Origin of the sequence: Streptomyces sp. NPDC008313, assembly GCF_042956125.1 — a bacterium.
In the GTDB taxonomy this organism is placed as follows: domain Bacteria; phylum Actinomycetota; class Actinomycetes; order Streptomycetales; family Streptomycetaceae; genus Streptomyces.
Genome location: NZ_JBIBFR010000009.1, coordinates 1 through 23,470 on the forward strand (window position 1 = coordinate 1; position 23,470 = coordinate 23,470).

The 23,470-nt window shown below is 68.5% G+C and carries 24 protein-coding genes, 1 pseudogene and 1 riboswitch; of the genes and pseudogenes, 13 read left to right on the forward strand and 12 right to left on the reverse strand.

The features are described 5' to 3' along the window. Nucleotides 1-502 (reverse strand): annotated as a pseudogene (locus ACFY93_RS13655) (transposase); the annotation flags it as partial. Between the two features lie 287 nt (nucleotides 503-789). Between ACFY93_RS13655 and ACFY93_RS13660 the strand changes: the two are divergent. Both ACFY93_RS13660 and ACFY93_RS13665 read left to right on the forward strand, forming a co-directional pair. Continuing rightward, a complete protein-coding gene (locus ACFY93_RS13660; RefSeq protein WP_391357391.1) occupies nucleotides 790-1,857 on the forward strand; it encodes a metallophosphoesterase in 1,068 nt (355 codons plus the stop codon). A 181-nt stretch (nucleotides 1,858-2,038) separates the two neighbouring features. Continuing rightward, a complete protein-coding gene (locus tag ACFY93_RS13665) occupies nucleotides 2,039-2,905 on the forward strand; it encodes a hypothetical protein (protein ID WP_391357393.1) in 867 nt (288 codons plus the stop codon). Between the two features lie 81 nt (nucleotides 2,906-2,986). On the opposite strand, the gene thiC is transcribed toward ACFY93_RS13665, so the two are convergent. Next, nucleotides 2,987-4,801: a phosphomethylpyrimidine synthase ThiC gene (gene thiC, locus ACFY93_RS13670; RefSeq protein WP_391357394.1), complete on the reverse strand. Its 1,815-nt coding sequence runs from the start codon at nucleotides 4,799-4,801 to the stop codon at nucleotides 2,987-2,989. Continuing rightward, nucleotides 4,794-4,949, reverse strand: a riboswitch (TPP riboswitch). Its footprint overlaps the gene before it by 8 nt. Before the next feature lie 71 nt (nucleotides 4,950-5,020). Between thiC and ACFY93_RS13675 the strand changes: the two genes are divergently transcribed. Continuing rightward, nucleotides 5,021-6,421 (forward strand): YibE/F family protein, encoded by a 1,401-nt coding sequence (locus ACFY93_RS13675; protein WP_391357397.1) that lies wholly within the window; start codon nucleotides 5,021-5,023, stop codon nucleotides 6,419-6,421. A gap of 63 nt (nucleotides 6,422-6,484) precedes the next feature. Here the strand turns inward: ACFY93_RS13675 and ACFY93_RS13680 are convergent, their stop codons facing one another. The 3 genes from ACFY93_RS13680 to ACFY93_RS13690 form a co-directional block, all read right to left on the reverse strand. Next, nucleotides 6,485-6,922 (reverse strand): SsgA family sporulation/cell division regulator, encoded by a 438-nt coding sequence (locus tag ACFY93_RS13680; protein WP_391357399.1) that lies wholly within the window; start codon nucleotides 6,920-6,922, stop codon nucleotides 6,485-6,487. 220 nt (nucleotides 6,923-7,142) lie between these two features. Continuing rightward, the gene (locus ACFY93_RS13685; RefSeq protein WP_391357402.1) at nucleotides 7,143-7,355 is read right to left on the reverse strand and encodes a DUF5326 family protein; all 213 of its coding nucleotides are present in this window, start codon (nucleotides 7,353-7,355) and stop codon (nucleotides 7,143-7,145) included. Between the two features lie 219 nt (nucleotides 7,356-7,574). Then, nucleotides 7,575-7,892, reverse strand: a complete 318-nt coding sequence (locus ACFY93_RS13690) for a cupin domain-containing protein (RefSeq protein ID WP_391357404.1) — start codon at nucleotides 7,890-7,892, stop codon at nucleotides 7,575-7,577. A gap of 57 nt (nucleotides 7,893-7,949) precedes the next feature. On the opposite strand from ACFY93_RS13690, the gene ACFY93_RS13695 reads away from it, so the two are divergent. The 5 genes from ACFY93_RS13695 to ACFY93_RS13715 all read left to right on the forward strand — a co-directional run bounded on the left by ACFY93_RS13695 (nucleotide 7,950) and on the right by ACFY93_RS13715 (nucleotide 12,392). Continuing rightward, nucleotides 7,950-8,327, forward strand: coding sequence for a phage holin family protein (locus ACFY93_RS13695; protein WP_391357407.1), 378 nt, complete (start codon nucleotides 7,950-7,952; stop codon nucleotides 8,325-8,327). 155 nt (nucleotides 8,328-8,482) lie between these two features. Continuing rightward, complete coding sequence (locus tag ACFY93_RS13700; protein WP_391357410.1) at nucleotides 8,483-9,655, forward strand: cystathionine gamma-lyase; 1,173 nt, start codon at nucleotides 8,483-8,485, stop codon at nucleotides 9,653-9,655. A 239-nt stretch (nucleotides 9,656-9,894) separates the two neighbouring features. After that, nucleotides 9,895-10,800, forward strand: a complete 906-nt coding sequence (locus ACFY93_RS13705; protein WP_391357412.1) for a LysR substrate-binding domain-containing protein — start codon at nucleotides 9,895-9,897, stop codon at nucleotides 10,798-10,800. A 125-nt stretch (nucleotides 10,801-10,925) separates the two neighbouring features. Continuing rightward, nucleotides 10,926-11,408 (forward strand): NUDIX domain-containing protein, encoded by a 483-nt coding sequence (locus ACFY93_RS13710; protein ID WP_391357415.1) that lies wholly within the window; start codon nucleotides 10,926-10,928, stop codon nucleotides 11,406-11,408. 117 nt (nucleotides 11,409-11,525) lie between these two features. Then, nucleotides 11,526-12,392, forward strand: a complete 867-nt coding sequence (locus tag ACFY93_RS13715) for a GNAT family N-acetyltransferase (RefSeq protein WP_391357417.1) — start codon at nucleotides 11,526-11,528, stop codon at nucleotides 12,390-12,392. A 184-nt stretch (nucleotides 12,393-12,576) separates the two neighbouring features. Here ACFY93_RS13715 and ACFY93_RS13720 read toward each other — a convergent pair whose 3' ends face one another. Further along, nucleotides 12,577-13,785, reverse strand: a complete 1,209-nt coding sequence (locus ACFY93_RS13720; RefSeq protein WP_391357421.1) for an MFS transporter — start codon at nucleotides 13,783-13,785, stop codon at nucleotides 12,577-12,579. Between the two features lie 140 nt (nucleotides 13,786-13,925). Between ACFY93_RS13720 and ACFY93_RS13725 the strand changes: the two genes are divergently transcribed. Then, nucleotides 13,926-14,384 (forward strand): MarR family transcriptional regulator, encoded by a 459-nt coding sequence (locus ACFY93_RS13725; protein WP_391357424.1) that lies wholly within the window; start codon nucleotides 13,926-13,928, stop codon nucleotides 14,382-14,384. 10 nt (nucleotides 14,385-14,394) lie between these two features. After that, nucleotides 14,395-14,847 (forward strand): GNAT family N-acetyltransferase, encoded by a 453-nt coding sequence (locus tag ACFY93_RS13730; protein WP_391357426.1) that lies wholly within the window; start codon nucleotides 14,395-14,397, stop codon nucleotides 14,845-14,847. A 73-nt stretch (nucleotides 14,848-14,920) separates the two neighbouring features. Here the strand turns inward: ACFY93_RS13730 and ACFY93_RS13735 are convergent, their stop codons facing one another. Both ACFY93_RS13735 and dnaB read right to left on the reverse strand, forming a co-directional pair. Next, nucleotides 14,921-16,306: a serine hydrolase gene (locus tag ACFY93_RS13735; protein WP_391357428.1), complete on the reverse strand. Its 1,386-nt coding sequence runs from the start codon at nucleotides 16,304-16,306 to the stop codon at nucleotides 14,921-14,923. 60 nt (nucleotides 16,307-16,366) lie between these two features. Further along, nucleotides 16,367-17,845, reverse strand: a complete 1,479-nt coding sequence (gene dnaB, locus ACFY93_RS13740; RefSeq protein WP_391357431.1) for a replicative DNA helicase — start codon at nucleotides 17,843-17,845, stop codon at nucleotides 16,367-16,369. Nucleotides 17,846-18,295: 450 nt separating this feature from the next. Between dnaB and ACFY93_RS13745 the strand changes: the two genes are divergently transcribed. Beyond that, nucleotides 18,296-19,642, forward strand: a complete 1,347-nt coding sequence (locus ACFY93_RS13745; RefSeq protein ID WP_391357435.1) for an MATE family efflux transporter — start codon at nucleotides 18,296-18,298, stop codon at nucleotides 19,640-19,642. A 183-nt stretch (nucleotides 19,643-19,825) separates the two neighbouring features. Here ACFY93_RS13745 and rplI read toward each other — a convergent pair whose 3' ends face one another. The 4 genes from rplI to rpsF all read right to left on the reverse strand — a co-directional run bounded on the left by rplI (nucleotide 19,826) and on the right by rpsF (nucleotide 21,537). Continuing rightward, nucleotides 19,826-20,272, reverse strand: coding sequence for a 50S ribosomal protein L9 (gene rplI, locus ACFY93_RS13750; RefSeq protein ID WP_391357437.1), 447 nt, complete (start codon nucleotides 20,270-20,272; stop codon nucleotides 19,826-19,828). An 18-nt stretch (nucleotides 20,273-20,290) separates the two neighbouring features. Then, nucleotides 20,291-20,527: a 30S ribosomal protein S18 gene (rpsR, locus tag ACFY93_RS13755; RefSeq protein ID WP_003949403.1), complete on the reverse strand. Its 237-nt coding sequence runs from the start codon at nucleotides 20,525-20,527 to the stop codon at nucleotides 20,291-20,293. A gap of 42 nt (nucleotides 20,528-20,569) precedes the next feature. Then, the gene (locus tag ACFY93_RS13760; RefSeq protein WP_391357441.1) at nucleotides 20,570-21,169 is read right to left on the reverse strand and encodes a single-stranded DNA-binding protein; all 600 of its coding nucleotides are present in this window, start codon (nucleotides 21,167-21,169) and stop codon (nucleotides 20,570-20,572) included. 77 nt (nucleotides 21,170-21,246) lie between these two features. Then, nucleotides 21,247-21,537 carry a 30S ribosomal protein S6 gene (gene rpsF / locus ACFY93_RS13765; protein ID WP_052578287.1) on the reverse strand — a complete coding sequence of 97 codons (291 nt, stop codon included), beginning with the start codon at nucleotides 21,535-21,537 and terminating at the stop codon, nucleotides 21,247-21,249. A gap of 276 nt (nucleotides 21,538-21,813) precedes the next feature. Here rpsF and ACFY93_RS13770 point away from each other — a divergent pair, with 276 nt between their 5' ends. Further along, entirely contained in the window at nucleotides 21,814-22,128 is a 315-nt protein-coding gene (locus ACFY93_RS13770; protein WP_391357444.1) for a hypothetical protein, read from the forward strand. Between the two features lie 180 nt (nucleotides 22,129-22,308). Then, on the forward strand, nucleotides 22,309-23,430 hold the full coding sequence (gene femX, locus ACFY93_RS13775) for a peptidoglycan bridge formation glycyltransferase FemX (RefSeq protein ID WP_391357447.1): 1,122 nt from the start codon (nucleotides 22,309-22,311) through the stop codon (nucleotides 23,428-23,430). Nucleotides 23,431-23,470: the final 40 nt, after the last annotated feature.

Consider the following 23,470-nt stretch of genomic DNA (forward strand, 5'->3'; position numbering starts at 1 on the left):
CCGCCGCGGGAACGGCCCAGACTCGCCGCCGCCAGACGGGCCCTGCGGCGCCTGGTCAGCCGTCGGCGCTCTTCGACGGCGGGATCATGCTGTCCGTCTTGTTCCTTGCCTGTGCCCCTTTTTCGGCGGCTGCCTTCTCCAGGGCGTCCAGCACCTCGGCGTCGACGGGCAGTCCGGCCGCGTCGTGATGGGCCCGGGCCGTGGTCGAGTCCACGCTGACCAGCGACAGGTCCACCTTGCCCTGCCGGGCGGCCTCGGCGATCACACCGTCAAGCAGCGCGGTGAACACGCCGACCTTCCGCCAGTACCGGAACCGGTCGTAGACGGTCTGCCACGGCCCGAAGCGCTCGGGCATCTCCCGCCACTGGGCCCCGGACCGGAACTTCCACACGACGCCCTCGAACTGGGCCCTCAGATTCTGCGGATACGGGCCGAAGGCGCCGATCGGCAGGAAGGGCGCGATGAAGTCCCAGTCGTCATCGGTCAGTTGCGCTCGAGTCACGGGCACTGTTCTACCGAAGGTTCCGGCCCGCCAAGGCCGGAACCGCCAATAGAGAGATCACGACATCAGACAGGCCCTAGCCCAGGCGGCCAGGTCCGGCTCACGTGGTCGAAAGCTCCGCACAATTAGGGCGAAAGCCGCGGTGAAGCGGGGTCCTTCCCCGATTCACCACCCCTGGGTCATCACATGGCGCGATCCGCATTCCTATGATGGGCGGACGACACCGCGGGCCGCTGCGACCAGGCAGTCCGACAAGGTGCAGATGCGGCGCGATGGTGGAGGGGTCGATGACTCAGGGGGCCGGTCAGGGACCCGAGGTGATGCGCACGGCGACGTTGCGTGACTTCCGGGTACCCGCGTACGTCCACGAGACCGGTCCGTACGCGCAGAGCTCGCCCCCCGACGAGGCCACCGCGCCGGTCGCGGAGCCCGAGGGATACACGCCCACACAGCGCGACCTGCCCGTCATCAACAGGGACGACACCCTTCAGGTGGCCGTCGGCCCGGCGGCCGTGCCGGTGCCGCAGCCCACCGACGGCAAGGGACCGCTGTTCGTCGTGGGGGACGTGCACGGTTATCTCGACCAGCTGATGGCCGCGCTCCAGGAGAAGGGCCTCCTCGACTCCGCCGGGAACTGGTCGGCGGGCACGGCACGCCTCTGGTTCCTCGGCGACTTCACCGACCGCGGGCCCGACGGCATCGGCGTCATCGACCTCGTGATGCGGCTGTCGGCCGAGGCAGCCGCGGCCGGAGGATACTGCAAGGCGCTCATGGGCAACCACGAGCTGCTGCTGCTCGGTGCCAAGCGGTTCGGTGACACCCCCGTGAACTCCGGCGCCGGGACGGCCACCTTCCAGGCCGCCTGGCTGCTCAACGGCGGACAGAAGTCCGACATGGACCGCCTCCAGGACCACCACCTCCAGTGGATGGCGCGGCTCGACGCCATGGAGCAGGTCGACGGGCACCTGCTGGTGCACTCCGACACCACGGCGTACCTCGACTACGGCGACTCCATCGAAGCGGTCAACGACACCGTCCGCGAGACCCTCACGCGCCACGACGCGGACGAATGCTGGGACCTCTTCCGCAAGTTCACCAAGCGGTTCGCCTTCCGCGACGACGGCGCCGGTGCCGTCCGCGAGCTGCTGGACGTCTACGGCGGCAGCCGCGTCGTGCACGGTCACAGCCCGATCCCCTATCTGCTGGGCGAAGTCGGCTCCGAGGACGGCGACGACACCTCGGGCCCGGTCGTGGAAGGACCCCACGTCTACGCCGACGGCCTGGCCATCGCGATGGACGGCGGCGTGACCATGGCCGGAAAGCTGCTGGTCCAGCAACTTCCCCTGGCCGTCTGAGCATGCACCGGACCGGCGTCGTCCACCGAGGACTTCGCTGACCAGGGGGCAATTTCTGGAAACCCCCTGTCACGGTGGACCGTCACCGCTCTACCATCGGCTTATCCGTAGCAGGCTCCCCTCCGTTTCTGCCCGACGGCTCGTCAGCGTGCGAGCCCCAAGCCCTACGGAGCATCGGGGGATGCACATGAACAGCGTTCCGCAGCACCTGCTGAACGAGGACCGCCAGGAGTACGAGCGGATCCTCGATGAGGCGCTGCGCTCCGCCCCACACCGACCGGAACTCGCCGCTGTCGGCCGGCGGCTCAACTCCGAACAGCTGCGGACCATGGCACTCAACGCCACCGCCCTCATCACGGTGGCCGCCGCGGCCGAATACCAGCATTACGTCAAGGTCCGCGAGGAACTGCGCCGTCCGGCGCGGTCCGCCCCGTCCGCCCACGAGGAAGCCGGTTCCGCGGAGCCGGGCACGGGAGGACTGGGGCTCGCCACCACGATGGGAGAAGTCACCGAGACGGCCGGGGCCGGCGCCGTCGCCGTCGTCGCGGTGCTCGCCCCCGTCCTCGCAGGGACGTCAGCGGCGATATTCCTGCTCGTGGGCTACATCCTCAAGATGGTCGCCCCCGGCCAGGCGTTCGCGCAGACCCTGCTCACCACGGGATGGGTGTTCGCCGCGATCACCGCGGCCGCGATCCTGGTCGCCGCCGGTGGCCTGCTGCTGACCGCCCTGCGCAACGGCTCCGCCTCGTTCGAGGCGGGGGCCCACGGCGAGCTGGACGAAGAGGTGACCCGCGCCAGAGAAGCCTGGCACGACGCCCTCCTGGAGCGCGGCTTCCTGCCGTTCCTGCACGATGCGCTCACCACCCCCGACACGGCTCCGGTGGGCCCCAAGACGCAGCAGCCGACCGGCCGTATGCCGCATCTCGGGTACCACCGCCCCGGGTTCAGCAGCCCCGAGGGCGGCCCGGCGTCGGGCTCCCGTCCCAGCTTCTCCAGCCCGGACTTCTCCAGCCCGGACTTCGGGGGCCCGGAGCACCAGCCGGAGTGACATCCCGGCTTGCGCCCCCTCACCGGGAGCGCAAGCCGCCGTCACTCGTGAGCGGAGCCGTCGGCCACCGCCGCGGCGCCGCTATTCGGCCATGGGCAGGTACACCTTGTTCCCGCTCGCCGCGAACTCCTTCGACTTCTGAGCCATGCCCTCCTCGATCTCCGAGCGTGTGCCGCCGTGCTCGCGACGAATGTCCTGCGAGATCTTCATGCTGCAGAACTTCGGGCCGCACATCGAGCAGAAGTGCGCCGTCTTGGCGGGCTCCGCCGGCAGAGTCTCGTCGTGGAACTCCCGTGCGGTGTCCGGGTCGAGAGCCAGGTTGAACTGGTCCTCCCACCGGAACTCGAAGCGGGCGTCCGACAGGGCGTCGTCCCATTCCTGCGCGCCCGGGTGCCCCTTGGCGAGGTCCGCCGCATGAGCCGCGATCTTGTACGTGATGACGCCCGTCTTGACATCGTCCCGGTTGGGCAGACCCAGGTGCTCCTTGGGCGTGACGTAGCAGAGCATGGCCGTGCCCCACCACGCGATCATGGCGGCACCTATACCGGAGGTGATGTGGTCGTACGCCGGCGCGACGTCTGTCGTCAGCGGGCCGAGCGTATAGAACGGTGCTTCATCGCAGATCTCCTGCTGAAGGTCGATGTTCTCCTTGATCTTGTGCATCGGGACATGCCCCGGGCCTTCGATCATGGTCTGTACGTTGTAACGCTTCGCGATCGTGTTGAGTTCCCCGAGGGTCCTCAACTCCGCGAACTGCGCCTCGTCGTTGGCGTCCGCGATCGATCCGGGCCGCAGGCCGTCGCCGAGCGAGTACGTGACGTCGTAGGCGGCGAGGATCTCGCAGAGTTCCTCGAAGTTCTCGTACAGGAACGACTCCTTGTGGTGCGCCAGGCACCAGGCCGCCATGATGGACCCACCGCGGGAGACGATGCCGGTCTTGCGGTTCGCGGTCAGCGGCACGTACGGCAGGCGTACGCCCGCGTGGACCGTCATGTAGTCCACGCCTTGCTCGGCCTGCTCGACGACCGTGTCCTTGTAGATCTCCCAGGTGAGTTCCTCGGCGCGGCCGTCCACCTTCTCCAGCGCCTGGTAGAGCGGCACGGTGCCGATCGGCACCGGCGAATTGCGCAGTACCCACTCGCGGGTGGTGTGGATGTTGCGTCCGGTGGACAGGTCCATGACCGTGTCGGCCCCCCAACGGGTCGCCCACGTCATCTTCTCCACCTCCTCCTCGATGGAGGAAGTGACCGCCGAGTTGCCGATGTTGGCGTTGACCTTCACCAGGAACCGCTTGCCGATGATCATCGGCTCGATCTCCGGGTGATTGACGTTCGCCGGAAGAACCGCCCGGCCGGCCGCGATCTCCTCGCGCACCACCTCGGCGTCGACGTTCTCCCGGACCGCCACGAACTCCATCTCGGGGGTGATCTCACCCCGTCGCGCATAGGCGAGCTGTGTCACGGCCTTCCCGTCACGGCCCCTGCGCGGCTGGCGCGGCCTGCCGGGGAAGACCGCGTCGAGGTTGCGGAGTCCACCGCGCGGCGAGGTGTGCTTGATCCCGTCGTCCTCGGGGCGGACCGGGCGGCCCGCGTACTCCTCGGTGTCACCCCGGGCGATGATCCAGGGCTCGCGCAGCGGCGCCAGACCCCTGCGTACGTCGGTGTCGACGGCCGGGTCGGTGTACGGCCCCGAGGTGTCGTACAGGGTGACCGCCTGCCCGTTGGTCAGGTGCACTTGACGGACCGGCACACGTAGATCGGGGCGTGATCCGTCGACGTAGGCCTTGTGCCAGCCGATGGTTCCGGCGTCCTGGGGCTGACTGCTCTCCCCAACGGCCGGGACGGCAGCGTCGTCCGTCTGGCTGGAGGCAGGCGTGCGTACGTCCTTGTTGGTCATGAGACCTACTCCCTACGCCGGCATTACCCGGTAACAGGTTCGGCGGTCGACGCAGCGGCTTCCGTCGTCGATGTTTCATGTGAAACATCGACGGGACGGACGTCAGCGCCCTCTCAGCCCGGTGCTCCGAGCTCCCGCGTGTGCAAAGGTGCCTCCACGCTAGCGCCCGGACGGGCGCGGTGAACAGTGGGCCCCCTTCGTTCTTGCGATGATCGACCGGTGACTCTTCCGCATCAGCCCGAGCTTCCACCCTCCGAGCCGCCGCACGGGCACGGCTCCGGTGAAGGCCTCGCAGTCCGCACCCGTTCAGGTGGCGGCCACGGAGACGGCCACGGACACACGCACAGCCATGGCCCCGCCGCGCCGGTCTCCCGGCATCTGCGCAGGGTCATCGCCGCGGTTTTGGTTCCCTTCGCCGCCGCGGTCGTCGTGGGGCTCATCGTGCTATGGCCGGGGGGTGCGCCGACCCACGAGCGCACCGGTGTCGGCTTCGACCGGCAGACCCAGCAGGCCACCGTCACCAAGGTGGACTCGGTGGACTGCGCGTCCGTGCACGCCTCCGGGGGCGCGGCCGACGGCGACACGTCCACCGCTGAGGGGACGCCGGCGAAGGACCGGTCCCCCGGGGACTGCAAGAAGGCGACGATCCGGATCGACACCGGCAAGGAGAAGGGCCGTACGTTCACGGAGCTCGTCCAGCCCGACCAGTCACGGCAGTTGCACGAGGGCGAGAAGGTCGTGGTCGCCTACGAGCCCTCCGCACCCAGGGAACTTCAGTACTCGGTCACCGACGTGAACCGCACGGTACCCATGGCGCTGCTCGCGGGGATCTTCGCGCTGGCCGTCGTGGTGGTGGGCCGGATGCGTGGTGTCATGGCGCTCGTGGCGCTGGCCGTGAGCTTCGGGGTCCTGACCCTCTTCATCCTCCCGGCGATTCTGCAGGGCTCGAACCCGTTGGTCGTGGCCGTCGTCGGAGCGAGCGCCATCATGCTCATCGCGCTGTACATGTGCCACGGACTGTCCGCGAGGACGTCGGTGGCCGTGCTCGGGACGCTGCTCTCCCTGCTGCTGATCGGGCTGCTCGGCTCGATGTTCATCGGCTGGGCCGCGCTGACCGGCAACGTCGACGACAACACGGGCCTGATTCACGGCCTCTACCCGTCGATCGACATGAGCGGTCTGCTGCTCGCGGGCGTCATCATCGGTTCGCTCGGGGTGCTCGACGACGTGACGGTGACCCAGACCTCGGCGGTCTGGGAGCTGCATCAGGCGGACCCGACCATGGGCTGGCGCGGCCTGTACCGGGCGGGCATTCGCATCGGGCGCGACCACATCGCGTCCGTGGTGAACACCCTGGTCCTCGCGTACGCGGGCGCCGCGCTGCCGTTGCTGCTTCTCTTCTCGATCGCGCAGAGCAGTGTCGGCACCATCGCCAACAGCGAGTTGGTCGCGGAGGAGATCGTGCGCACGCTCGTCGGCTCGATCGGGCTGGTCGCGTCGGTTCCGGTGACCACCGCGCTGGCCGCTCTGGTGGTCTCGGCGGACCGAGCGGGCGTACCGGCGCAGGCCGGTGCCCCGACGCCGGTTCGCGCAGGGCACGGCCGACGCCGCAAGCGGTGACGTACCGAGGCTCGTCGTCCGCGCGAGAGGAAGCGTTACGGCACGGTCAGTGGTTCGTCGGCCTCAGCCCGCGCTCTGCTCCTCGGCCAGGATGCGGTCCAGGGCCTCGTCGAGGTGCAGATCGAAGTCGGCGAGGTCACGCTCCCGCCCCAGCGGCACCAGTCTGTCGGTGCGGTCCAGGAAGGCCAGCAGCGGAGCGGCGCCCGACCGGAAGAGCGCCTGGTCACATCCGACCTGAAGCCGGATCAGCACGTCACCGGACTCCTCGTCGGCGTCCGGCGTGATGTGCACATCGCCTTCGCCGCAGGCGCCCTCCACACCGTCACTGAGCAGCTCACGCCCGAAGGCCCAGGTCACCGGTTCGTCCCCGGGCAGGTGGAAGGTCAGCCGCACGGCATAGGGATCACAGGTCTCGTATCGCAGCTCCACCGGAATGCGGAAGGAGAGCTCCTCCGACACGAGGAAGCTCATCATGACCTCTGCCTGCACCGACTCGCGCATCGCCTACCCCGTCGTTTGCCGTCGACTGGCCGGGAATCGTTTCCCGTGACACTGCTGGCATCTCGCTCAACGTACACATCAGATCACAACGAGTGAGTTCTCAGCTGCTGTAACGGGAAGACTGGGGCCCCAACAGTTTTTCGATGGCGTCCTGGAGTGGGCCAGGGCGTCGGTTCGGGCTGGGTGGACCGGCCGTCGCACGCCGGCCGCCCGGGTGTGTCTACCAGTCCCCTCGTGACGACGAACTCGACGTGAACTTCCGCACCACGTAGATCAGACCGCCGACCAGGGCGACGAAGACGAGCAACTTGAAGAGCAGCCCGACGACCACCTGGACGACGCTGAGGATCAGTCCGCCGAACACCACCAGGGCGATGACCGGAACCGCGACCCACTTCACCCACCACGGCATACCCGCGAAGATCTCTCGCATCGCCCTTGTCCTTCTCTCTGCCCGTTTCCGGGGCCCACGTCGTGTCTCCGTCCGGGGACACGGTCTGACTGCCCGCTCGGTGCCCGGCCCCGGCGTCCCGCATCCCCGTGCCGGCACCCGGAGCCCTGCACTCGATGCTAGGGGTGCCGAGCAGCGGTGCGGGGCCGCGCAGCCCTTGTCCTCCCCTGATCGTCCCCCTAGGGGATCGGGCCGCGGGAGTCAGCTCTCAGGCGGCGAGAAGACCACCAGCACTCGCAGATCCTCGGTGATGTGGTGGAACTTGTGCGTGACGCCCGCGGGGACGTAGACGACGCTGCCGCGCGCCACCTGGGTCGTCTCCATGCCGACCGTGATCGAGGCACGCCCGCTCACGACGAAGTACACCTCGTCCTGCTGATGCGGGTTCTGCGGGTCGGGTGACCCCGCGTCGAGCGCGTACAGACCGACCGACATGTTCCGCTCACGCAGAAACTGCAGGTAGGCACCGTCGTTGGCGGCGCGTTCCGCCTCCAGTTCGTCCAGTCGGAATGCCTTCATCGATCTTGTCCGCCCTCGCCATGTTCCAGAACCGGTCTCTCTGCCACGATCAGACACATGAAGAATTTCGTAGTCAAGACGATCGCCAACGCCGGGGCCCTGGCCGTCGCCGTGTGGCTGCTCGACAAGATCACCCTGACCGGCGACAGCACGGGCAAGAAGGCCGGCACCCTGATCCTTGTCGCCCTCGTCTTCGGCTTGGTGAACTTCCTGGTCAAGCCCGTCATGAAGGTTCTGACCTTCCCCCTGTTCATCCTCACCCTCGGCCTGATCACACTCGTGGTCAACGCGTTGATGCTGCTGCTCACGTCGTGGGTGGCCGACAAGCTCGACCTCAGTTTCCACGTGGACGGCTTCTGGACCGCCGTGCTCGGCGGCCTGATCATCTCGGTCGTCTCCTGGGCCCTCCACGTCGTCCTGCCCGACGAGGACTGAGGGCGTACGGCGCCGTCGCGCACCCATGTCCCCGGCGGCCCTGGCCTGGGACCGGGGCCGGGAGATGAGAGGTTTCGCCGGGTCTCCTGAGAAGGTGGAGGCGGCGAGCCCCGGTCTGCTCGCCGCTGACACGAGCAGGGGAAGGGACGGGCGGCATGACGTCAGAGGATTTCGGCGCGGGACCCGGCGACGACACGCGCGCGACGGGACAGGGCGACGGCACACGAGCGGTCCGGGCGGGACTGCCCGAACCCGTGAAGTACGAGCCCACTCTGCCCGGGCCGGTGTTCGCCGCGCACTTCCACCTGCCCGGCGACCCGACCGGCCCCTACACGTACGGACGTGACGACAACCCGACGTGGACACACCTCGAGCGCGCCATCGGCGAGCTGGAGGCACCCGGCCGTGACAGCACCCGGACCCTCGCCTTCGCATCCGGGATGGCCGCCGTCTCCGCGGTCCTCTTCTCCCAGCTGCGAGCCGGCGACATCGTCGTCCTTCCGGACGACGGCTACCAGGCCCTCCCGCTGGTGCGTGAACAGCTGACCGCGTTCGGCATCGAGGTGCGCACCGCTCCGACCGGCGGCGATGCCCAGCTGGAGGTCCTGGACGGAGCCAAGCTGCTCTGGATCGAGACTCCTTCCAACCCTGGTCTCGACGTCTGTGACGTGCGCAGGCTCGTGGAGGCCGCGCACGCGCAGGGCACTCTCGTCGCCGTCGACAACACCCTGGCGACCCCGCTCGGCCAGCGCCCTTTGGAGCTGGGTGCGGACTTCTCCGTGGCCAGCGGCACGAAGATGCTCACCGGACACGGGGACATCCTGCTCGGATACGTCACCGGGCACGACGCCGACCGCATGGCCTCCGTCCAGCGGTGGCGCAAGATCGCCGGGGCGATCCCGGGGCCCATGGAGGCGTGGCTGGCCCACCGGTCGATCTCCACGCTGCAACTGCGCGCCGACCGGCAGACCGCCAACGCCCTGGCCCTCGCCGAGGCTTTGCGCGGCCGGTCCGAGGTGACCGGACTGCGCTATCCCGGGCTGCCCGACGACCCCGCACACAAGATTGCTTCGCAGCAGATGCGCCGATACGGGTGCGTCGTGTCGTTCACGCTGCCCACGCGCGAGCGTGCCGACCGCTTCCTCGACGCGCTGCGGCTGGTGGACGACGCCACCAGCTTCGGCGGAGTGCGGTCGACCGCCGAACGCCGCGGAAGGTGGGGCGGGGACGCGGTGGCCGAAGGCTTCATCCGCTTCTCGGCCGGAGCGGAGGACCCCACGGATCTGGTGGCGGACGTAATGCGGGCACTCGACGAGACCGCCGAGTGATCGCTGACTGAGCGTCCGGCACGTACACGGTCGCGCTCACCCGGCCGACGCCCGGACGCGGCGGAGCGGACGGTCCGAGCCTCCCCCCTCGTGGCTCGGACCGCCCCGGTTCCACGCGCGAAGAACCGCGCGAACAAGGCTAGTTGACTCTGCGTCAGTGTCCAATCACGGTAGCGACAGCGACCTATCGACTTATTTATAGTGGGCGCGGTCAAGGAGCCTGGAGGGGAGGATGCGCCATGGATCTGGCCCTGCTGCGCACGTTCGTCACCGTGCACCGGGCCGGCTCCTTCACCCGCGCCGCCGCTCTCCTCGGCCTCTCGCAGCCGGCCGTCACCGCGCAGATCCGCACACTGGAACGCCAGCTGGGACGGCCCCTCTTCCTGCGTCAGGCGCGCGGGGTGACTCCCACCGGCATCGGCGACGAACTCGCCCACAAGGCCGCCCCGCACCTCGACGCCCTGGTGGAGATCGCTGAGACAGGACTCGACGAGGAATCCTCCCTACGGACCCTGCACCTCGCCGGGCCTCCCGAGTTCACCGCCGAGCGAGCCCTTCCCGCGCTCGCGGAACTGGCCGGCGACGACGGGCAGGGCTTCGCACTGCGTGCCTCCTTCGGTAACGCCGAGGAAGTCCTGGAGGGACTCGCCGCCGGGCATCATGATCTGGCCATCACGACGGCACGCCCGCGCGGGGCTCTGCTCACCGCGACTGCGCTCTGCGACGAAGAGCACGTCCTGATCGCCGCTCCTCGCTGGGCGGCCCGAATCGGCCCCGGCAAGCTGCGCCGCAAGGGTGCCCCCGTCCTCAAGGACTGCCCCGTCGTGGAGGTGCACGAATCCCTCCCGCTTGTCGCACGGTACTGGGCCTCGGTCTTCGACTGCCTGCCTTCGACGTCCGGCACGGTGATCGTCCCCGACCTGCGGGCCGTCCTCTCCTGTGCCACCGCGGGTGCCGGTCTCGCGGTGCTGCCTCGCTATCTCTGCGCCGACGCCGTCGCCCGGGGCGACGTCGTGGCACTTCATGAACCCGCCGTCCCCCCTTTGCGTACGTACTTCCTGGCCGTCCGCACCGGCACCCTCGCGATGCCACACATTTCACGGGCACACGACTGGTTGCTGCGCGCCGCCTCCGGCTGGGGCTGAGGCGGCTCTCACCGGGCGCGCCCCGAGGCGCGTCGCGAGCCGCCGGGCGCCAGGACAGCCGGTTCGGCAGCGTCTTCCCAGCCGCCCGATGTTTCACGTGGAACCAGCCGGGCCACATTTCTCCCATGACCGTTCGACCCGTGGTCAAGCGCACCGCCCGAGCCGTCCTGCTCGACGGTGACGACCTGATTTTGATCAAGCGGACCAAGCCCGGCCTCGATCCCTACTGGCTCACACCGGGTGGCGGGGTCGAGCCGGAGGACACGACTGTCGTCGACGCGCTCCACCGCGAAGTGCACGAGGAGCTGGGTGCCAAGATCACCGATGTCGTGCCCTGCTTCGTGGACACCGTCGAGCACATCGGTGACGACGGCGGCGCGACCGGCGTAAAGGTGCAGCATTTCTTCGTCTGCCACCTGGAATCCATGGACCCGGCCCTGCGGCACGGCCCCGAAGTGGACCAGCCTTGCGGGGAGTACGAGATCGTCCGTGTGCCATTCACCCGGGTCGGCATCGCGTCCGTCCATCTCGTGCCGCTTTCCCTGCGGCACTACCTTGACGGAAACATCGAGGGAGTGCGGGCCATGCACGCGCCCGACCTGGGCTGACCGACCACTCATTCTCCCCCCGGCAGCCAAAGCTCCGGCGCCTGCGTGGCCAGAAACACGCCTGACCTCCCGCAAACCGGTGGACGACCCCGGCGGCATTCGGACAGCCTGGCCTGTGTGCCGACACCTTCCCTTGCCGCTCTACCCATCCGCCGGCTGACCCCAGGCGATCTGACAGCCTGCGCCGATCTGTCCCAGGACCGGGGCTGGCCCCGCGAGGAACACAAGTGGGGCCTGCTTCTCGCGGCGGGAAAGGGGTACGGCATCGACGACCCCGACGGTGGCCTCGTGACCGCCTGTGTGGTCACCGAGTACGGGACGAGGGAGCGTCTCGCCCTGGGAGCGATCGGCATGGTGCTGGTCGCGAAGCGACATGCACGGCAGGGCATCGGCCGACGTCTCATGAGACATGTTGTCGCAGAGATGGGCGTCACCCCCCTGACGCTGCATGCGACCCCGTTCGGCCGCCCGCTCTACGAGGAGCTGGGGTTCAAGGTCACCGGCTCGGCAGCGATGGTTCATGGGCAGTTCGTGGCGGACGGCTTCGAACCCGCCGTCGCCACGCGCGCGGCCACCGCGGAGGACCTCACCGCCATCCTCCGGCTCGACGCAGAGGTTCTCGGCGCCGACCGCACGCACATCCTTGCGCGACTGCCCGCCTTCGCCGACCTGCTGCACGTCGCCGAAGAGGCCGGGCAGCTGATCGGATACGCGGCTGCCTGGCCGAACATGGACACCCACGTGGTGGGCCCTCTCATCGCCCGGGACCAGGAGACGGCCAAGGCCCTGGTCGCCTCGCTGGCCGCCCGGACGGGCCGCCCGTTGCGAACCGACATCGATGTGCGGCACGAAGAGTTGCTGTCCTGGATTCAGGCACATGGCCTTACATCGGTCTCCACCAACACGGTGATGGTCCTCGGCATCCCTGAGCCGCCGGGTGACTGGTCACGGCGCTTCGCCCCCCTCACCGTGGCCGCCTGCTGAGGACGGAGCCGGGCAGAAGCCGGCCCCCACACGCATGGGGTGCCGGCTCCTGCCCGCTCGCGTGGTGCGGCTGTCAGGCGAGCTTCTCCACGGCCGCGGTGGCGAAGCCATGGTCCTGTTCGCCCAGGCGGACGCTGTGGCCGAGCGGCACAGGGACGGCTGCGCCTCCGTGCCGCGTGGTCTTTCAATGAGGGACGGCGGCGCGTGTCCCGGAGGGAGCGGCACCCGCGATCACGGTGCTGTGACCTCCCGAGCGTCGTTCCAGAGCGGCCGAGAACACGGCCAGCACCAGGGCCCCGCCGGCGAGAGCCGCGCCGACCCAGTTCGGAGCCGTGTAGCCCAGGCCGGCCGCGATGACGAGGCCGCCCAGCCACGCCGAGAGGGCGTTGCCGAGGTTGAAGGCGCCGATGTTCACGGCCGAGGCAAGCGTGGGCGCTCCATGGGCATGGTCCAGGACGCGCTTCTGCAGCGGCGGCACGGTCGCGAATCCGAGGGCGCCGATCAGGGCGATGGAGATCGCCGCGAGGGCCTTCTGGTGTGCGGTGACCGTGAACAGGGCCAGCACGATGGAGAGGCCGCCCAGCGATACGTACAGCATGGGCATCAGTGCACGGTCGGCGAACCGGCCTCCCACCAGGTTGCCGACGACCATGCCGATACCGAACAGCACCAGCAGCCAGGTGACGGAGCCGTCGGCGAAACCGGTCACGTGCGTCATCATCGGCGCGATGTAGGTGATGGCCGCGAAGACGCCGCCGAAGCCGAGGACGGTCATGGCCATGGCCAGGAGCACCTGGATGTTCTTGAAGGCGGCCAGCTCGTGACGGAGACGCACGCCCTGCGGTTTCGGCATCTCGGGCACCAGCTTGGCGACGCCCAACAGACCCAGCACGCCGAGTGCGGCGACGCCGGTGAAGGTGGCGCGCCATCCCATGGACTGTCCGACCAAAGTCCCCAGCGGTACCCCGACGACGTTGGCGATCGTCAGCCCGCTGAACATCATGGCGATGGCGCCGGCCTTCTTCTCAGGGGCGACGAGTTCCGCGGCCACCACCGATCCGATGCCGAAGAACGCCCCGTGCGCCAGGGACGCGACCACACGGCCCGCCAGCATCAGCCCGAAGACCGGGGCGACGGCGGACAGGAGGTTGCCGAGGACGAACAGCCCCATGAGCATCATCAGCATCCGTTTGCGGGACACCTTCGTACCGAGCGCGGTCATGATCGGTGCGCCGATGACGACCCCGAGGGCGTAGCCGGTGACCAGCAGCCCGGCGGTGGGGATGGAGACACCGAAGTCACTGGCGACCTCGGGCAGAACGCCCATGATCACGAACTCGGTGGTCCCGATGCCGAAGGCCCCTATCGCGAGGGCCAGAAGCGCGAGAGGCATGGTGGGGTACACCTTCCAGACGATTGCAGGAGCGCTTAACTTGCGCCCACAATAATTGCAGACGCGGGCTATATGCAAGCGCCGTATATTGCGGTCGTGCTCTACTCTGGACGCAGCCGTTGAGGAACGGAGGAGACCCCATGACTGCGACGGACCCCGCGCTCACAGCCCTGGCCCAGGGCTGGTGTGCCCTCTCGCTGCTGCACGGGAGGATCGAGGCGCACATCGAGCGCGCCCTGCAGACGCGGCACGGGCTGAGCGTGCGGGAGTATTCCCTCCTCGACGTCCTCAGCCGCCAGCACGACGGCGAGGGCGGCCATCTGCAGATGAGGCAGGTGGCCGACGCGGTCGTCCTCAGCCAGAGCGCCACGACTCGGCTCGTCACCCGGCTCGAGGACCGCGGTCTGCTCTCGCGCTACCTGTGCCCCACGGACCGGCGCGGCATCTACACCAACGTCAGTGAAGCCGGTCTCAGGCTGCTCGAAGAGGCGCGGCCCACCAACGACGCCGCCCTCCGCGAAGCGCTCGACGATGCGGCGGCCAACCCCGAACTCGCCCCACTCGTGCGGGTCGTGGAGTCGGCCGGCGCACCCGCCTAGGGTGGGAGCCATGGGAGACCCTGAGATACGGGCGGCGGTCCTGGGCGATGTCCCGGCCATCGTCGCGATGCTGGCCGACGACCCACTGGGCGCGCAGCGGGAATCGCCGGACGACCTGGCCCCGTACGCGGCGGCTCTGGAGCGTCTTCGCCGCGACCCGAACCAGCACGTCATGGTCGCCGAACGTGAAGGGCGCGTCGTCGGCACACTGCAGCTCACGGTCATTCCCGGGCTGTCCCGCAAGGGCGCCACGCGTTCGGTCATCGAGGGCGTTCGGGTGCACTCCGGTGAACGGGGCAGCGGCTTGGGTACCCAGCTCATCGAGTGGGCCATCGACGCATCGCGCCGCGAGGGCTGTCAGCTGGTCCAACTGACGTCCGACGTCACGCGCACCGATGCCCACCGTTTCTACGAACGGCTGGGCTTCACCGCTTCGCATGTCGGCTTCAAGCTGCCGCTCTGAGGATTCCCCTTCAGCGAGCTGGGCGGGTGTCCCTGTTTCACGTGAAACAGGGACACCCGCCCGCAAGCAGCCCTCAGCCGATCCCCCGCCACCCCTCCGGATCCAGCCCGCCCGGCACCGGCGCCGTCTCGTCGTACGGACAACGCGTGAACACGAACGAACCGAGATCCAGATGGCTCACGGATCCGTCTGAGCGCCGGACAGCCCGCAGAGACTCTCCTGCGTAGTAGCCGTCGAGCCCCGTCCACGTGCCGTCGCCGTTCGACCGGAATCGCGACCGGCGGCCACCCGTCGGCAGCGGTTCGAGGGAGACGTCGCCGACGGACGCAAGCCGCAGCACGAAGGCCTGAGTCCCCCAGAACCATTGCCCTGTCAACTCCAGGAGAGACCGGTCGACTTGGGCAAGCGGCCGCCAGGGCTCAGGAAGACGGGGTTCGCACTCCGCCACGACGCGTACGAGGTCGGCGGCGACCGTCGACACTTGAGGGCCGGAGGTGCAGTTGGCCAGGACGACGGACGCCAGGTCGTCCTCCACGCTGATCGTCAGGTTCGCGAGAAAGCCCGGCAGCGAACCGGAATGCCCGACGAGGGTCCGCCCGTCCCGGTTCTGGATCTGCAGGCCGAGTCCATAGGCACTGCCGTCCGCCAACTCCTCGCGCTCCGGCGGTGCGGCGGGGGCCCGCATCTCCAGCACCGACTCGGCGCTCAGCACACGGGCGTTCCCTCTGGTGAGGAAGGCGGCGAAGCGGGCCAGGTCACCGGTCGTGGACCAGAGCTGGCCGGCCGGGGCCATCCGCCCCAGGTCCTCCATCGGCTCCGGCAGCATCACATCGGCCCACGGGTGCACGGCCCACCCGTCGGCATGCAGGGCCTGCTGGTGCGCGGTCGTGCGGTGCAGTTCCAGCGGCTCCAGCACCTCCCGCCGCAGCACCTCCTCCCAGCCGACGCCTCTGAGCCGCTCGACCATCGCTCCCAGCAACGTGTATCCAGGGTTCGAATAGTGGTGCCGCCGCCCGGGCGGATGCAGCAACGGCCGCTCACCCAGCACATCGGCAAGCTCCGGACGAAGCGAACCGGCGGTACGTTCCCACCAGGGGGCGGGCGACTCCGCCGCCAACCCGCTGGTGTGAGCCAGCAGTTCGGCCACGGTGACGTCACCGACGCCGGTGCCCGGGAGGTGCTTCTCCAGCGGGTCGCCGAGGTGGAGGACACCCTCGTCCCGCAGCCGCAGCACCAGGACCGCAGTGAAGGTCTTGGTGATCGAGCCGATGCGGTACTGCACGTTCTCGTCCGGCGACTGTCCGTCGACCGAGGAACTCGCCCCGTTCCACACCGTCTCCCCACCCCGGACCACCGCCGCGACCAGCGACGGAGCCCGGCCTTCGGCCTGCGCCACCGCAAGGCGGTGCGCCAGGGACCTGCGTGTGGCAGGAAGCAGCTCTTCCTGAGATGTCGTCATGCCCCCAGTTCACCCGCGTCACGTCCTCACGTCGAGCGCATATACGCCGAGGGTGACGGATCAGGTCTGCGCCATGTCCACGAAGCGCGAGTAGTGGCCCTGGAAAGCGACGGTGATCGTCGCGGTGGGACCGTTACGGTGCTTGGCGACGATCAGGTCGGCCTCGCCCGCACGGGGCGACTCCTTCTCGTAGGCGTCCTCGCGGTGCAGCAGGATGACCATGTCGGCGTCCTGCTCGATGGAGCCGGACTCGCGGAGGTCCGACACCATCGGCTTCTTGTCCGTGCGCTGCTCCGGACCACGGTTCAGCTGAGAGAGCGCGATCACCGGAAGCTCCAGTTCCTTGGCCAGCAGCTTGAGGTTTCGGGACATGTCCGAGACCTCCTGCTGACGGCTCTCGGCGCGCTTGGAACCGCCGGACTGCATCAGCTGGAGGTAGTCGATCACGACGAGCTTGAGGTCGTTACGCTGCTTCAGACGACGGCACTTCGCACGGATCTCCATCATCGACAGGTTCGGGGAGTCGTCGATGTAGAGCGGTGCCGCCGAGACATCGGGCATCCGGCGGGCCAGGCGAGTCCAGTCCTCGTCGGTCATCGTGCCTGACCGCATGTGGTGCAGGGCGACGCGTGCCTCCGCGGACAGCAGACGCATCGCGATCTCGTTGCGGCCCATCTCCAGCGAGAAGATGACGCTGGGCAGGTTGTTCTTGATCGAGCAGGCCCGGGCGAAGTCGAGAGCCAGCGTCGACTTACCCATGGCGGGCCGCGCCGCGATGACGATCATCTGTCCCGGGTGCAGCCCGTTGGTGAGCGAGTCGAAATCCGTGAACCCCGTGGGCACGCCGGTCATCTCGCCGCTGCGGGATCCGATCGCCTCGATCTCGTCGAGCGCGCCCTCCATGATGTCGCCCAGCGGCAGGTAGTCCTCACTGGTGCGCTGCTCCGTGACCGCGTAGATCTCGGCCTGGGCGCTGTTGACGATCTCGTCGACGTCGCCGTCGGCCGCGTATCCCATCTGCGTGATCCGCGTACCCGCTTCGACCAGGCGGCGCAGGACCGCGCGCTCGTGCACGATCTCCGCGTAGTACTCGGCGTTCGCCGCCGTCGGAACCGTCTGGACTAGGGTGTGCAGATAAGAGGCCCCGCCGACCTTGGTGATCTCACCGCGCTTGGTGAGCTCGGCGGCGGTGGTGATCGGGTCGGCCGGCTCACCCTTCGCGTAGAGGTCGAGAATCGCCGTGTAGATCGTCTCGTGCGCCGGCCGGTAGAAGTCGTGGCCCTTGATGACCTCGACGACATCGGCGATGGCGTCCTTGGACAGGAGCATGCCGCCGAGGACGGACTGCTCGGCATCGAGGTCCTGAGGTGGTACACGCTCGAAGGCCGAGCCCCCGCCGTCCCACGCCCCGCTGTCACGGCCCCGGTCGTGCTGCTCGTCGCGGCCGCGGCCACCGTCACCGCGTCGGCGGGAGGCGGGCAGACGATCACTGGGGCCACTGTCGGCCCACGGGTCGTCCAAGGGCTCGGAAATGCTCACCGAGCCACCTCCTCCCGTCCGCCGAGCGGACCTAACCGTGCCAGTCTGTTCTACGGCACGGCACTGACAAATGGGACGCCCAACTCCGGTTCTGACGCGTCGGTTTTGCGAGGTTTCCGAGAGCGGTGGAGGGAGCGTGCGCCGCACCACGTTAGGCGTGCGGGCACCGTCAGCCAATCTGGTTATCCACAGGCCATGTGGACGACGGCCCGGATGCTGTGGAGAAGTCTCCAAAACCTGTGCACGACCCGGTGGACAGTCCTGTGAACAAGCCCTCAGCACCACGAGGAGACCCACTCTGAGCTGCTGGTTTCCCGTCCACCGGCTGTGCAGGAGAAAAACTTTCCCAGTCGGACCAAGATCCAGTCAATCCACCCGGAGGGGTGCACCCCGCCCGAGCAAAAGTAAGGACCGACAGACTGTTGCATCTCTTACCTGTGGAAGATTAGATTGGTGCACATGACACAGGGTCCCGCGGCGCTCAAGGCCGCCCGGCGCCGGCACGACCGCGAGATCGTCGCCCTGGCTGTTCCAGCCTTCGGCGCACTCGTCGCGGAGCCGTTGTTCGTGATGGCCGACAGCGCGATCGTCGGCCACCTCGGCACCACACAGCTGGCGGGGCTCGGTATCGCCTCCGCCCTTCTCATGACAGCCGTGAGCGTCTTCGTCTTCCTCGCCTATGCCACGACGGCCGCGGTCGCCCGCCGAGTCGGTTCGGGTGACCTGCGCGCGGCCATCCGGCAGGGCATGGACGGCATCTGGCTCGCTCTCCTGCTCGGCGCCGGCGTCATCGCCGCCGTCCTGCCGACGGCCCCCGCACTGGTGGGCCTCTTCGGCGCCTCGGACACCGCCGCCCCGTACGCGACGACGTACTTGCGGATCTCGGCACTCGGAATCCCGGCGATGCTCATCGTGCTGGCCGCGACCGGTGTCCTGCGCGGACTGCAGGACACCAGGACGCCGTTGTACGTCGCTGTGGCGGGTTTCATCGCCAACGCCGTCCTCAACGCGGTACTCGTCTACGGCGCCGACCTGGGCATCGCCGGCTCCGCCTGCGGAACGGTCATCGCGCAGTACGGCATGACGGTCGCGTATCTGTGGGTGGTCGTCCGTGGAGCCCGTCGGCACGGCGCGTCGCTGCGGCCGGATGCCGCCGGCATCCGTGCCTGTGCTCAGGCAGGCGCACCCCTCTTGGTGCGCACGCTCTCCCTGAGGGCGATCCTCATGATCGCGACCGCCGTCGCCGCCCGGCTCGGAAACACCGAGGTCGCCGCCCATCAGATCGTGCTGTCGCTGTGGAGCCTGCTCGCCTTCACGCTCGACGCGATCGCCATCGCCGGGCAGGCCATCATCGGTCGCTGTCTGGGCGCCGGCGATGCCGCGGGGGCCCGTGAAGCCTGCCGTCGGATGGTGCGGTGGGGTCTGGCGACGGGCACTCTCCTCGGCCTTCTCGTGGTACTCGCGCGTCCGCTGCTCCTGCCGTTGTTCACCGGCGACTCGGCGGTCCAGGACACAGCCCTGGCCGCTCTGCTGGTCGTGGCGTTCTCCCAGCCGATCAGCGGCATCGTCTTCGTACTCGACGGAGTCCTGATGGGCGCCGGAGACGGCCCCTATCTGGCGTGGGCGATGCTCGTGACGCTCGCGGTCTTCGCCCCGGTCGCGCTCCTGATCCCGGCCTTCGGCGGGGGACTGACGGCACTGTGGGCAGCCATGGCGCTGATGATGGCAGTGCGCTGGCTGACCTTGTGGCTGCGCTCCCGCTCGGGCCGGTGGATCGTCACGGGCGCGACGCGCTGACCGTCGTTCCTCTCCACCACGTCACCATGCGTCCGGCCGCCCCGACGCGTCTTCCTGTCCTGTTTCACGTGAAACAGGACAGGAGCCGACCCGGCAGGCTCCTTCTTCCGGACACATGCGTGGGGCCGCCCTCCCTCAGGAGTGCGGCCCCACAGATGTGCTCAAGCTCCGCAAGCAGCGAGCTTACGCAGCGACGACCTCGATGCTGACCTTGGCGGCCACCTCGGGGTGCAGACGCACGGACGTCTCGTGGGCGCCCAGCGTCTTGATCGGCGAGCCCAGCTCGATGCGGCGCTTGTCGACCTCGGGGCCACCGGAAGCCTTGATCGCCGAGGCGATGTCGGCCGGGGTGACGGAGCCGAAGAGACGACCGGCGTCGCCGGAGCGGACGGCCAGACGGACCTTGACGCCCTCGAGGCGGCCCTTGATCTCGTTGGCCTGCTCGATCGTCGCGATCTCGTGGATCTTACGAGCGCGACGGATCTGCTCGACGTCCTTCTCGCCACCCTTGGTCCAGCGGATCGCGAAGTTCCGCGGGATCAGGTAGTTGCGAGCGTAACCGTCCTTGACGTCGACGACGTCGCCGGCGGTACCGAGGCCGGAGACCTCGTGGGTGAGGATGATCTTCATGTGTCGGTCACCCTTCCCTTATCGCGCGGTGGAGGTGTAGGGCAGCAGCGCCATCTCACGGCTGTTCTTCACAGCCGTGGCGACGTCACGCTGGTGCTGCGTGCAGTTGCCGGTCACGCGGCGGGCACGGATCTTGCCGCGGTCGGAAATGAACTTCCGCAGCATGTTCGTGTCCTTGTAGTCCACGTACGTGACCTTGTCCTTGCAGAAAGCGCAGACCTTCTTCTTCGGCTTGCGCACAGGCGGCTTCGCCATGGTGTATCTCCTGTGTGATCAAGAAGTGTGGGCCGAGCCGCCCTAGAAGGGAGGCTCGTCCGAGTAGCCGCCGCCGGAGCCGCCGGAGCCGCCGGAGTTTCCACCCCAGCCGCCACCGCCGCCCTGGTTGCCGCCGGCGGGAGCGCCGGTCGCCCACGGGTCGTCCGCGGGAGCACCGCCGCCGCCCTGCTGACCGCCGCCGGGGCCACCGCCCCAGCCGCCGCCCTGCTGGCCGCCGCCACCGCCGCCGCCGCTGTAACCGCCCTGGCCACCACGTCCAGTGGTCTTGGTGACCTTGGCCGTGGCGTTCTTCAGACTGGCGCCGACTTCCTCGACGTCCAGCTCGTAGACCGTGCGCTTGACGCCCTCACGGTCCTCGTAGGACCGCTGCTTCAGCCGGCCCTGCACGATGACGCGCATGCCTCGCTGGAGCGACTCGGCGACGTTCTCCGCCGCCTGACGCCAGACCGAGCAGGTCAGGAACAGGCTCTCGCCGTCCTTCCACTCGTTGGTCTGACGGTCGAAGGTGCGGGGGGTGGACGCGACACGGAACTTCGCGACCGCCGCACCGGAAGGGGTGAAGCGCAGCTCGGGGTCGTCGACAAGATTGCCGACGACCGTGATGACGGTCTCGCCTGCCATGGGGGAACCTCTCGGCGGGTTTGCTGCTGGCTGCTTGTGCTGCTACTCGATGTCCGAGATCAGCTGAGCGGGGAAGCTCAGTGGGTCTCGGGACGGAGGACCTTGGTCCGGAGGACCGACTCGTTCAGGTTCATCTGGCGGTCGAGCTCCTTGACGACCGCAGGCTCGGCCTGCAGGTCGATGACCGAGTAGATGCCCTCGGGCTTCTTCTTGATCTCGTACGAGAGACGACGACGGCCCCAGGTGTCGACCTTCTCGACCTTTCCGTTGGCCTCACGGACCACGGAGAGGAAGTTCTCGATCAGCGGGGAGACTGCGCGCTCCTCGAGATCGGGGTCGAGGATGACCATCACCTCGTAATGACGCATGTGTAACCCACCTCCTTTGGACTCAGCGGCCACGGTCGTTCCGTGGCAGGAGGGTTGTGATGCGTACGCAACGGTATCGGCAGCCACTGACAATCGGGCCTCACCGACGGAGAACCGATCGGATCAGCCGGTCGCGGCCTGGGCAGACACCGGTGCAGACGGTACAGAGTACCCGCACACCGGCTTCCGGTTGAAATCTCACCGCTGAGGCGGTCAGTCTGTACACATCGGGTGTGTATGGCGCTACGATGCGCCGCTTTCCGCAGGAGGTGCCCCATGGCACAGGCATTGCGACCCAACCCCGTCGGATCCCTTCTCGCCACCGATCACAAACCCCACCCGCTCCAGGACACGCTGACGGTGGTGACCCTCGTGCTCGGCATCACCGCGTTCGTCACGGGGCTGTTCCACCATCTGCACCTGGTCAGCTCGTGGGCGGGCCTGATCGGCATCATCACCGGGGCGTCCGGGCAGTTCCTGTCCGAGACGACCCGCGAGCGCTTCGGTCTGATCCTGGGTCTCGGTGCCTCGGGCGTCGGTCTTCTGCTCGGAATGGCGCACGGCGGACTCTTCGGCGGGGTCGTCGGCTGAGCCTTCCCCGCACCTTCGGCCGCACGGCCGGCCGGCGCCCTGGGGCGCCCCGGTCCGTGCGCCGGCCGGGGTACAGGTTCCGTACGGGCCAGACGGGGCGCTCGCGGGGCGCAGTAGGCTTCGCGCGAGAGCCGGAGCCCCTGTACCCATGGGGACACACCAGCCCGAGGAGCGCCCCGAATGAGCCTGACCCTGAGGACCATCAGTCGAGAGCAGCATCTGGCATACATCCAGAGCCTGCCCGCGGCGAGCCACATGCAGGTCCCGGCCTGGGCAGACGTCAAGGCGGAATGGCGCTCCGAGAGCCTCGGCTGGTTCGACGACCGCAACGGCGAGATGGTCGGCGCGGGTCTGGTCCTCTACCGCCAGCTGCCCAAGATCAAGCGTTATCTCGCCTATCTGCCCGAGGGCCCGGTCATCAACTGGTTCGCGCCGAACCTCGACGACTGGCTGCAGCCCATGCTGGCGCACCTCAAGCAGCAGGGCGCCTTCTCGGTGAAGATGGGTCCTCCGGTGATCATCCGGCGCTGGGAGGCCGCTTCCATCAAGCAGGGCATCCAGAACCCGGACGTGAAGCGCCTGCGTGACATCGAGGCGGACTTCATCGAGCCCCGAGCCTTCGAGGTCGCCGACAAGCTGCGCCGTATGGGCTGGCAGCAGGGGGAGGACGGCGGCGCCGGCTTCGGTGACGTCCAGCCCCGCTACGTCTTCCAGGTGCCGCTCGCCAACCGCTCCCTGGAAGAGGTCCACAAGAACTTCAACCAGCTGTGGCGCCGTAACATCAAGAAGGCCGAGAAGGCCGGTGTCGAGGTCGTCCAGGGCGGTTACCAGGACCTCGCGGAGTGGCAGCGGCTCTACGAGATCACCGCGGTGCGCGACCACTTCCGGCCCCGCCCGCTCTCCTACTTCCAGCGCATGTGGACGGCCCTCAACACCGAGGACCCCAACCGTATGCGTCTGTACTTCGCACGGCACAACGGCGTCAACCTGTCCGCGGCGACGATGCTGGTCGTGGGTGGGCACGTCTGGTACTCCTACGGCGCCTCCGACAACATCGGCCGCGAGGTCCGGCCCTCGAACGCGATGCAGTGGCGGATGCTCCGGGACTCCTACGCCCTCGGGGCGACCGTCTACGACCTTCGCGGCATCTCCGACTCGCTGGACGAGACCGACCACCTCTTCGGCCTGATCCAGTTCAAGGTCGGCACGGGCGGCCAGGCCGCCGAGTACCTCGGAGAGTGGGACTTCCCGCTCAACAAGCTGCTCCACAAGGCACTCGACATCTACATGTCGCGCCGCTGACCCGGGCGGCCCTCGTGCCGTGCGGACGCTTCCGCACGGC

Bases quoted from the DNA above. Each gene is read 5' to 3' on its own strand.
- ACFY93_RS13660 (WP_391357391.1), top strand. From the start codon at position 790: ATGACTCAGGGGGCCGGTCAGGGACCCGAGGTGATGCGCACGGCGACG.
- ACFY93_RS13665 (WP_391357393.1), top strand. From the start codon at position 2,039: ATGCACATGAACAGCGTTCCGCAGCACCTGCTGAACGAGGACCGCCAG.
- thiC (WP_391357394.1), bottom strand. From the start codon at position 4,801: ATGACCAACAAGGACGTACGCACGCCTGCCTCCAGCCAGACGGACGAC.
- ACFY93_RS13680 (WP_391357399.1), bottom strand. From the start codon at position 6,922: ATGCGCGAGTCGGTGCAGGCAGAGGTCATGATGAGCTTCCTCGTGTCG.
- ACFY93_RS13685 (WP_391357402.1), bottom strand. From the start codon at position 7,355: ATGCGAGAGATCTTCGCGGGTATGCCGTGGTGGGTGAAGTGGGTCGCG.
- ACFY93_RS13690 (WP_391357404.1), bottom strand. From the start codon at position 7,892: ATGAAGGCATTCCGACTGGACGAACTGGAGGCGGAACGCGCCGCCAAC.
- ACFY93_RS13695 (WP_391357407.1), top strand. From the start codon at position 7,950: ATGAAGAATTTCGTAGTCAAGACGATCGCCAACGCCGGGGCCCTGGCC.
- ACFY93_RS13700 (WP_391357410.1), top strand. From the start codon at position 8,483: ATGACGTCAGAGGATTTCGGCGCGGGACCCGGCGACGACACGCGCGCG.
- ACFY93_RS13705 (WP_391357412.1), top strand. From the start codon at position 9,895: ATGGATCTGGCCCTGCTGCGCACGTTCGTCACCGTGCACCGGGCCGGC.
- ACFY93_RS13710 (WP_391357415.1), top strand. From the start codon at position 10,926: ATGACCGTTCGACCCGTGGTCAAGCGCACCGCCCGAGCCGTCCTGCTC.
- ACFY93_RS13720 (WP_391357421.1), bottom strand. From the start codon at position 13,785: ATGCCTCTCGCGCTTCTGGCCCTCGCGATAGGGGCCTTCGGCATCGGG.
- ACFY93_RS13725 (WP_391357424.1), top strand. From the start codon at position 13,926: ATGACTGCGACGGACCCCGCGCTCACAGCCCTGGCCCAGGGCTGGTGT.
- ACFY93_RS13730 (WP_391357426.1), top strand. From the start codon at position 14,395: ATGGGAGACCCTGAGATACGGGCGGCGGTCCTGGGCGATGTCCCGGCC.
- ACFY93_RS13735 (WP_391357428.1), bottom strand. From the start codon at position 16,306: ATGACGACATCTCAGGAAGAGCTGCTTCCTGCCACACGCAGGTCCCTG.
- rplI (WP_391357437.1), bottom strand. From the start codon at position 20,272: ATGAAGATCATCCTCACCCACGAGGTCTCCGGCCTCGGTACCGCCGGC.
- rpsR (WP_003949403.1), bottom strand. From the start codon at position 20,527: ATGGCGAAGCCGCCTGTGCGCAAGCCGAAGAAGAAGGTCTGCGCTTTC.
- ACFY93_RS13760 (WP_391357441.1), bottom strand. From the start codon at position 21,169: ATGGCAGGCGAGACCGTCATCACGGTCGTCGGCAATCTTGTCGACGAC.
- rpsF (WP_052578287.1), bottom strand. From the start codon at position 21,537: ATGCGTCATTACGAGGTGATGGTCATCCTCGACCCCGATCTCGAGGAG.
- ACFY93_RS13770 (WP_391357444.1), top strand. From the start codon at position 21,814: ATGGCACAGGCATTGCGACCCAACCCCGTCGGATCCCTTCTCGCCACC.
- femX (WP_391357447.1), top strand. From the start codon at position 22,309: ATGAGCCTGACCCTGAGGACCATCAGTCGAGAGCAGCATCTGGCATAC.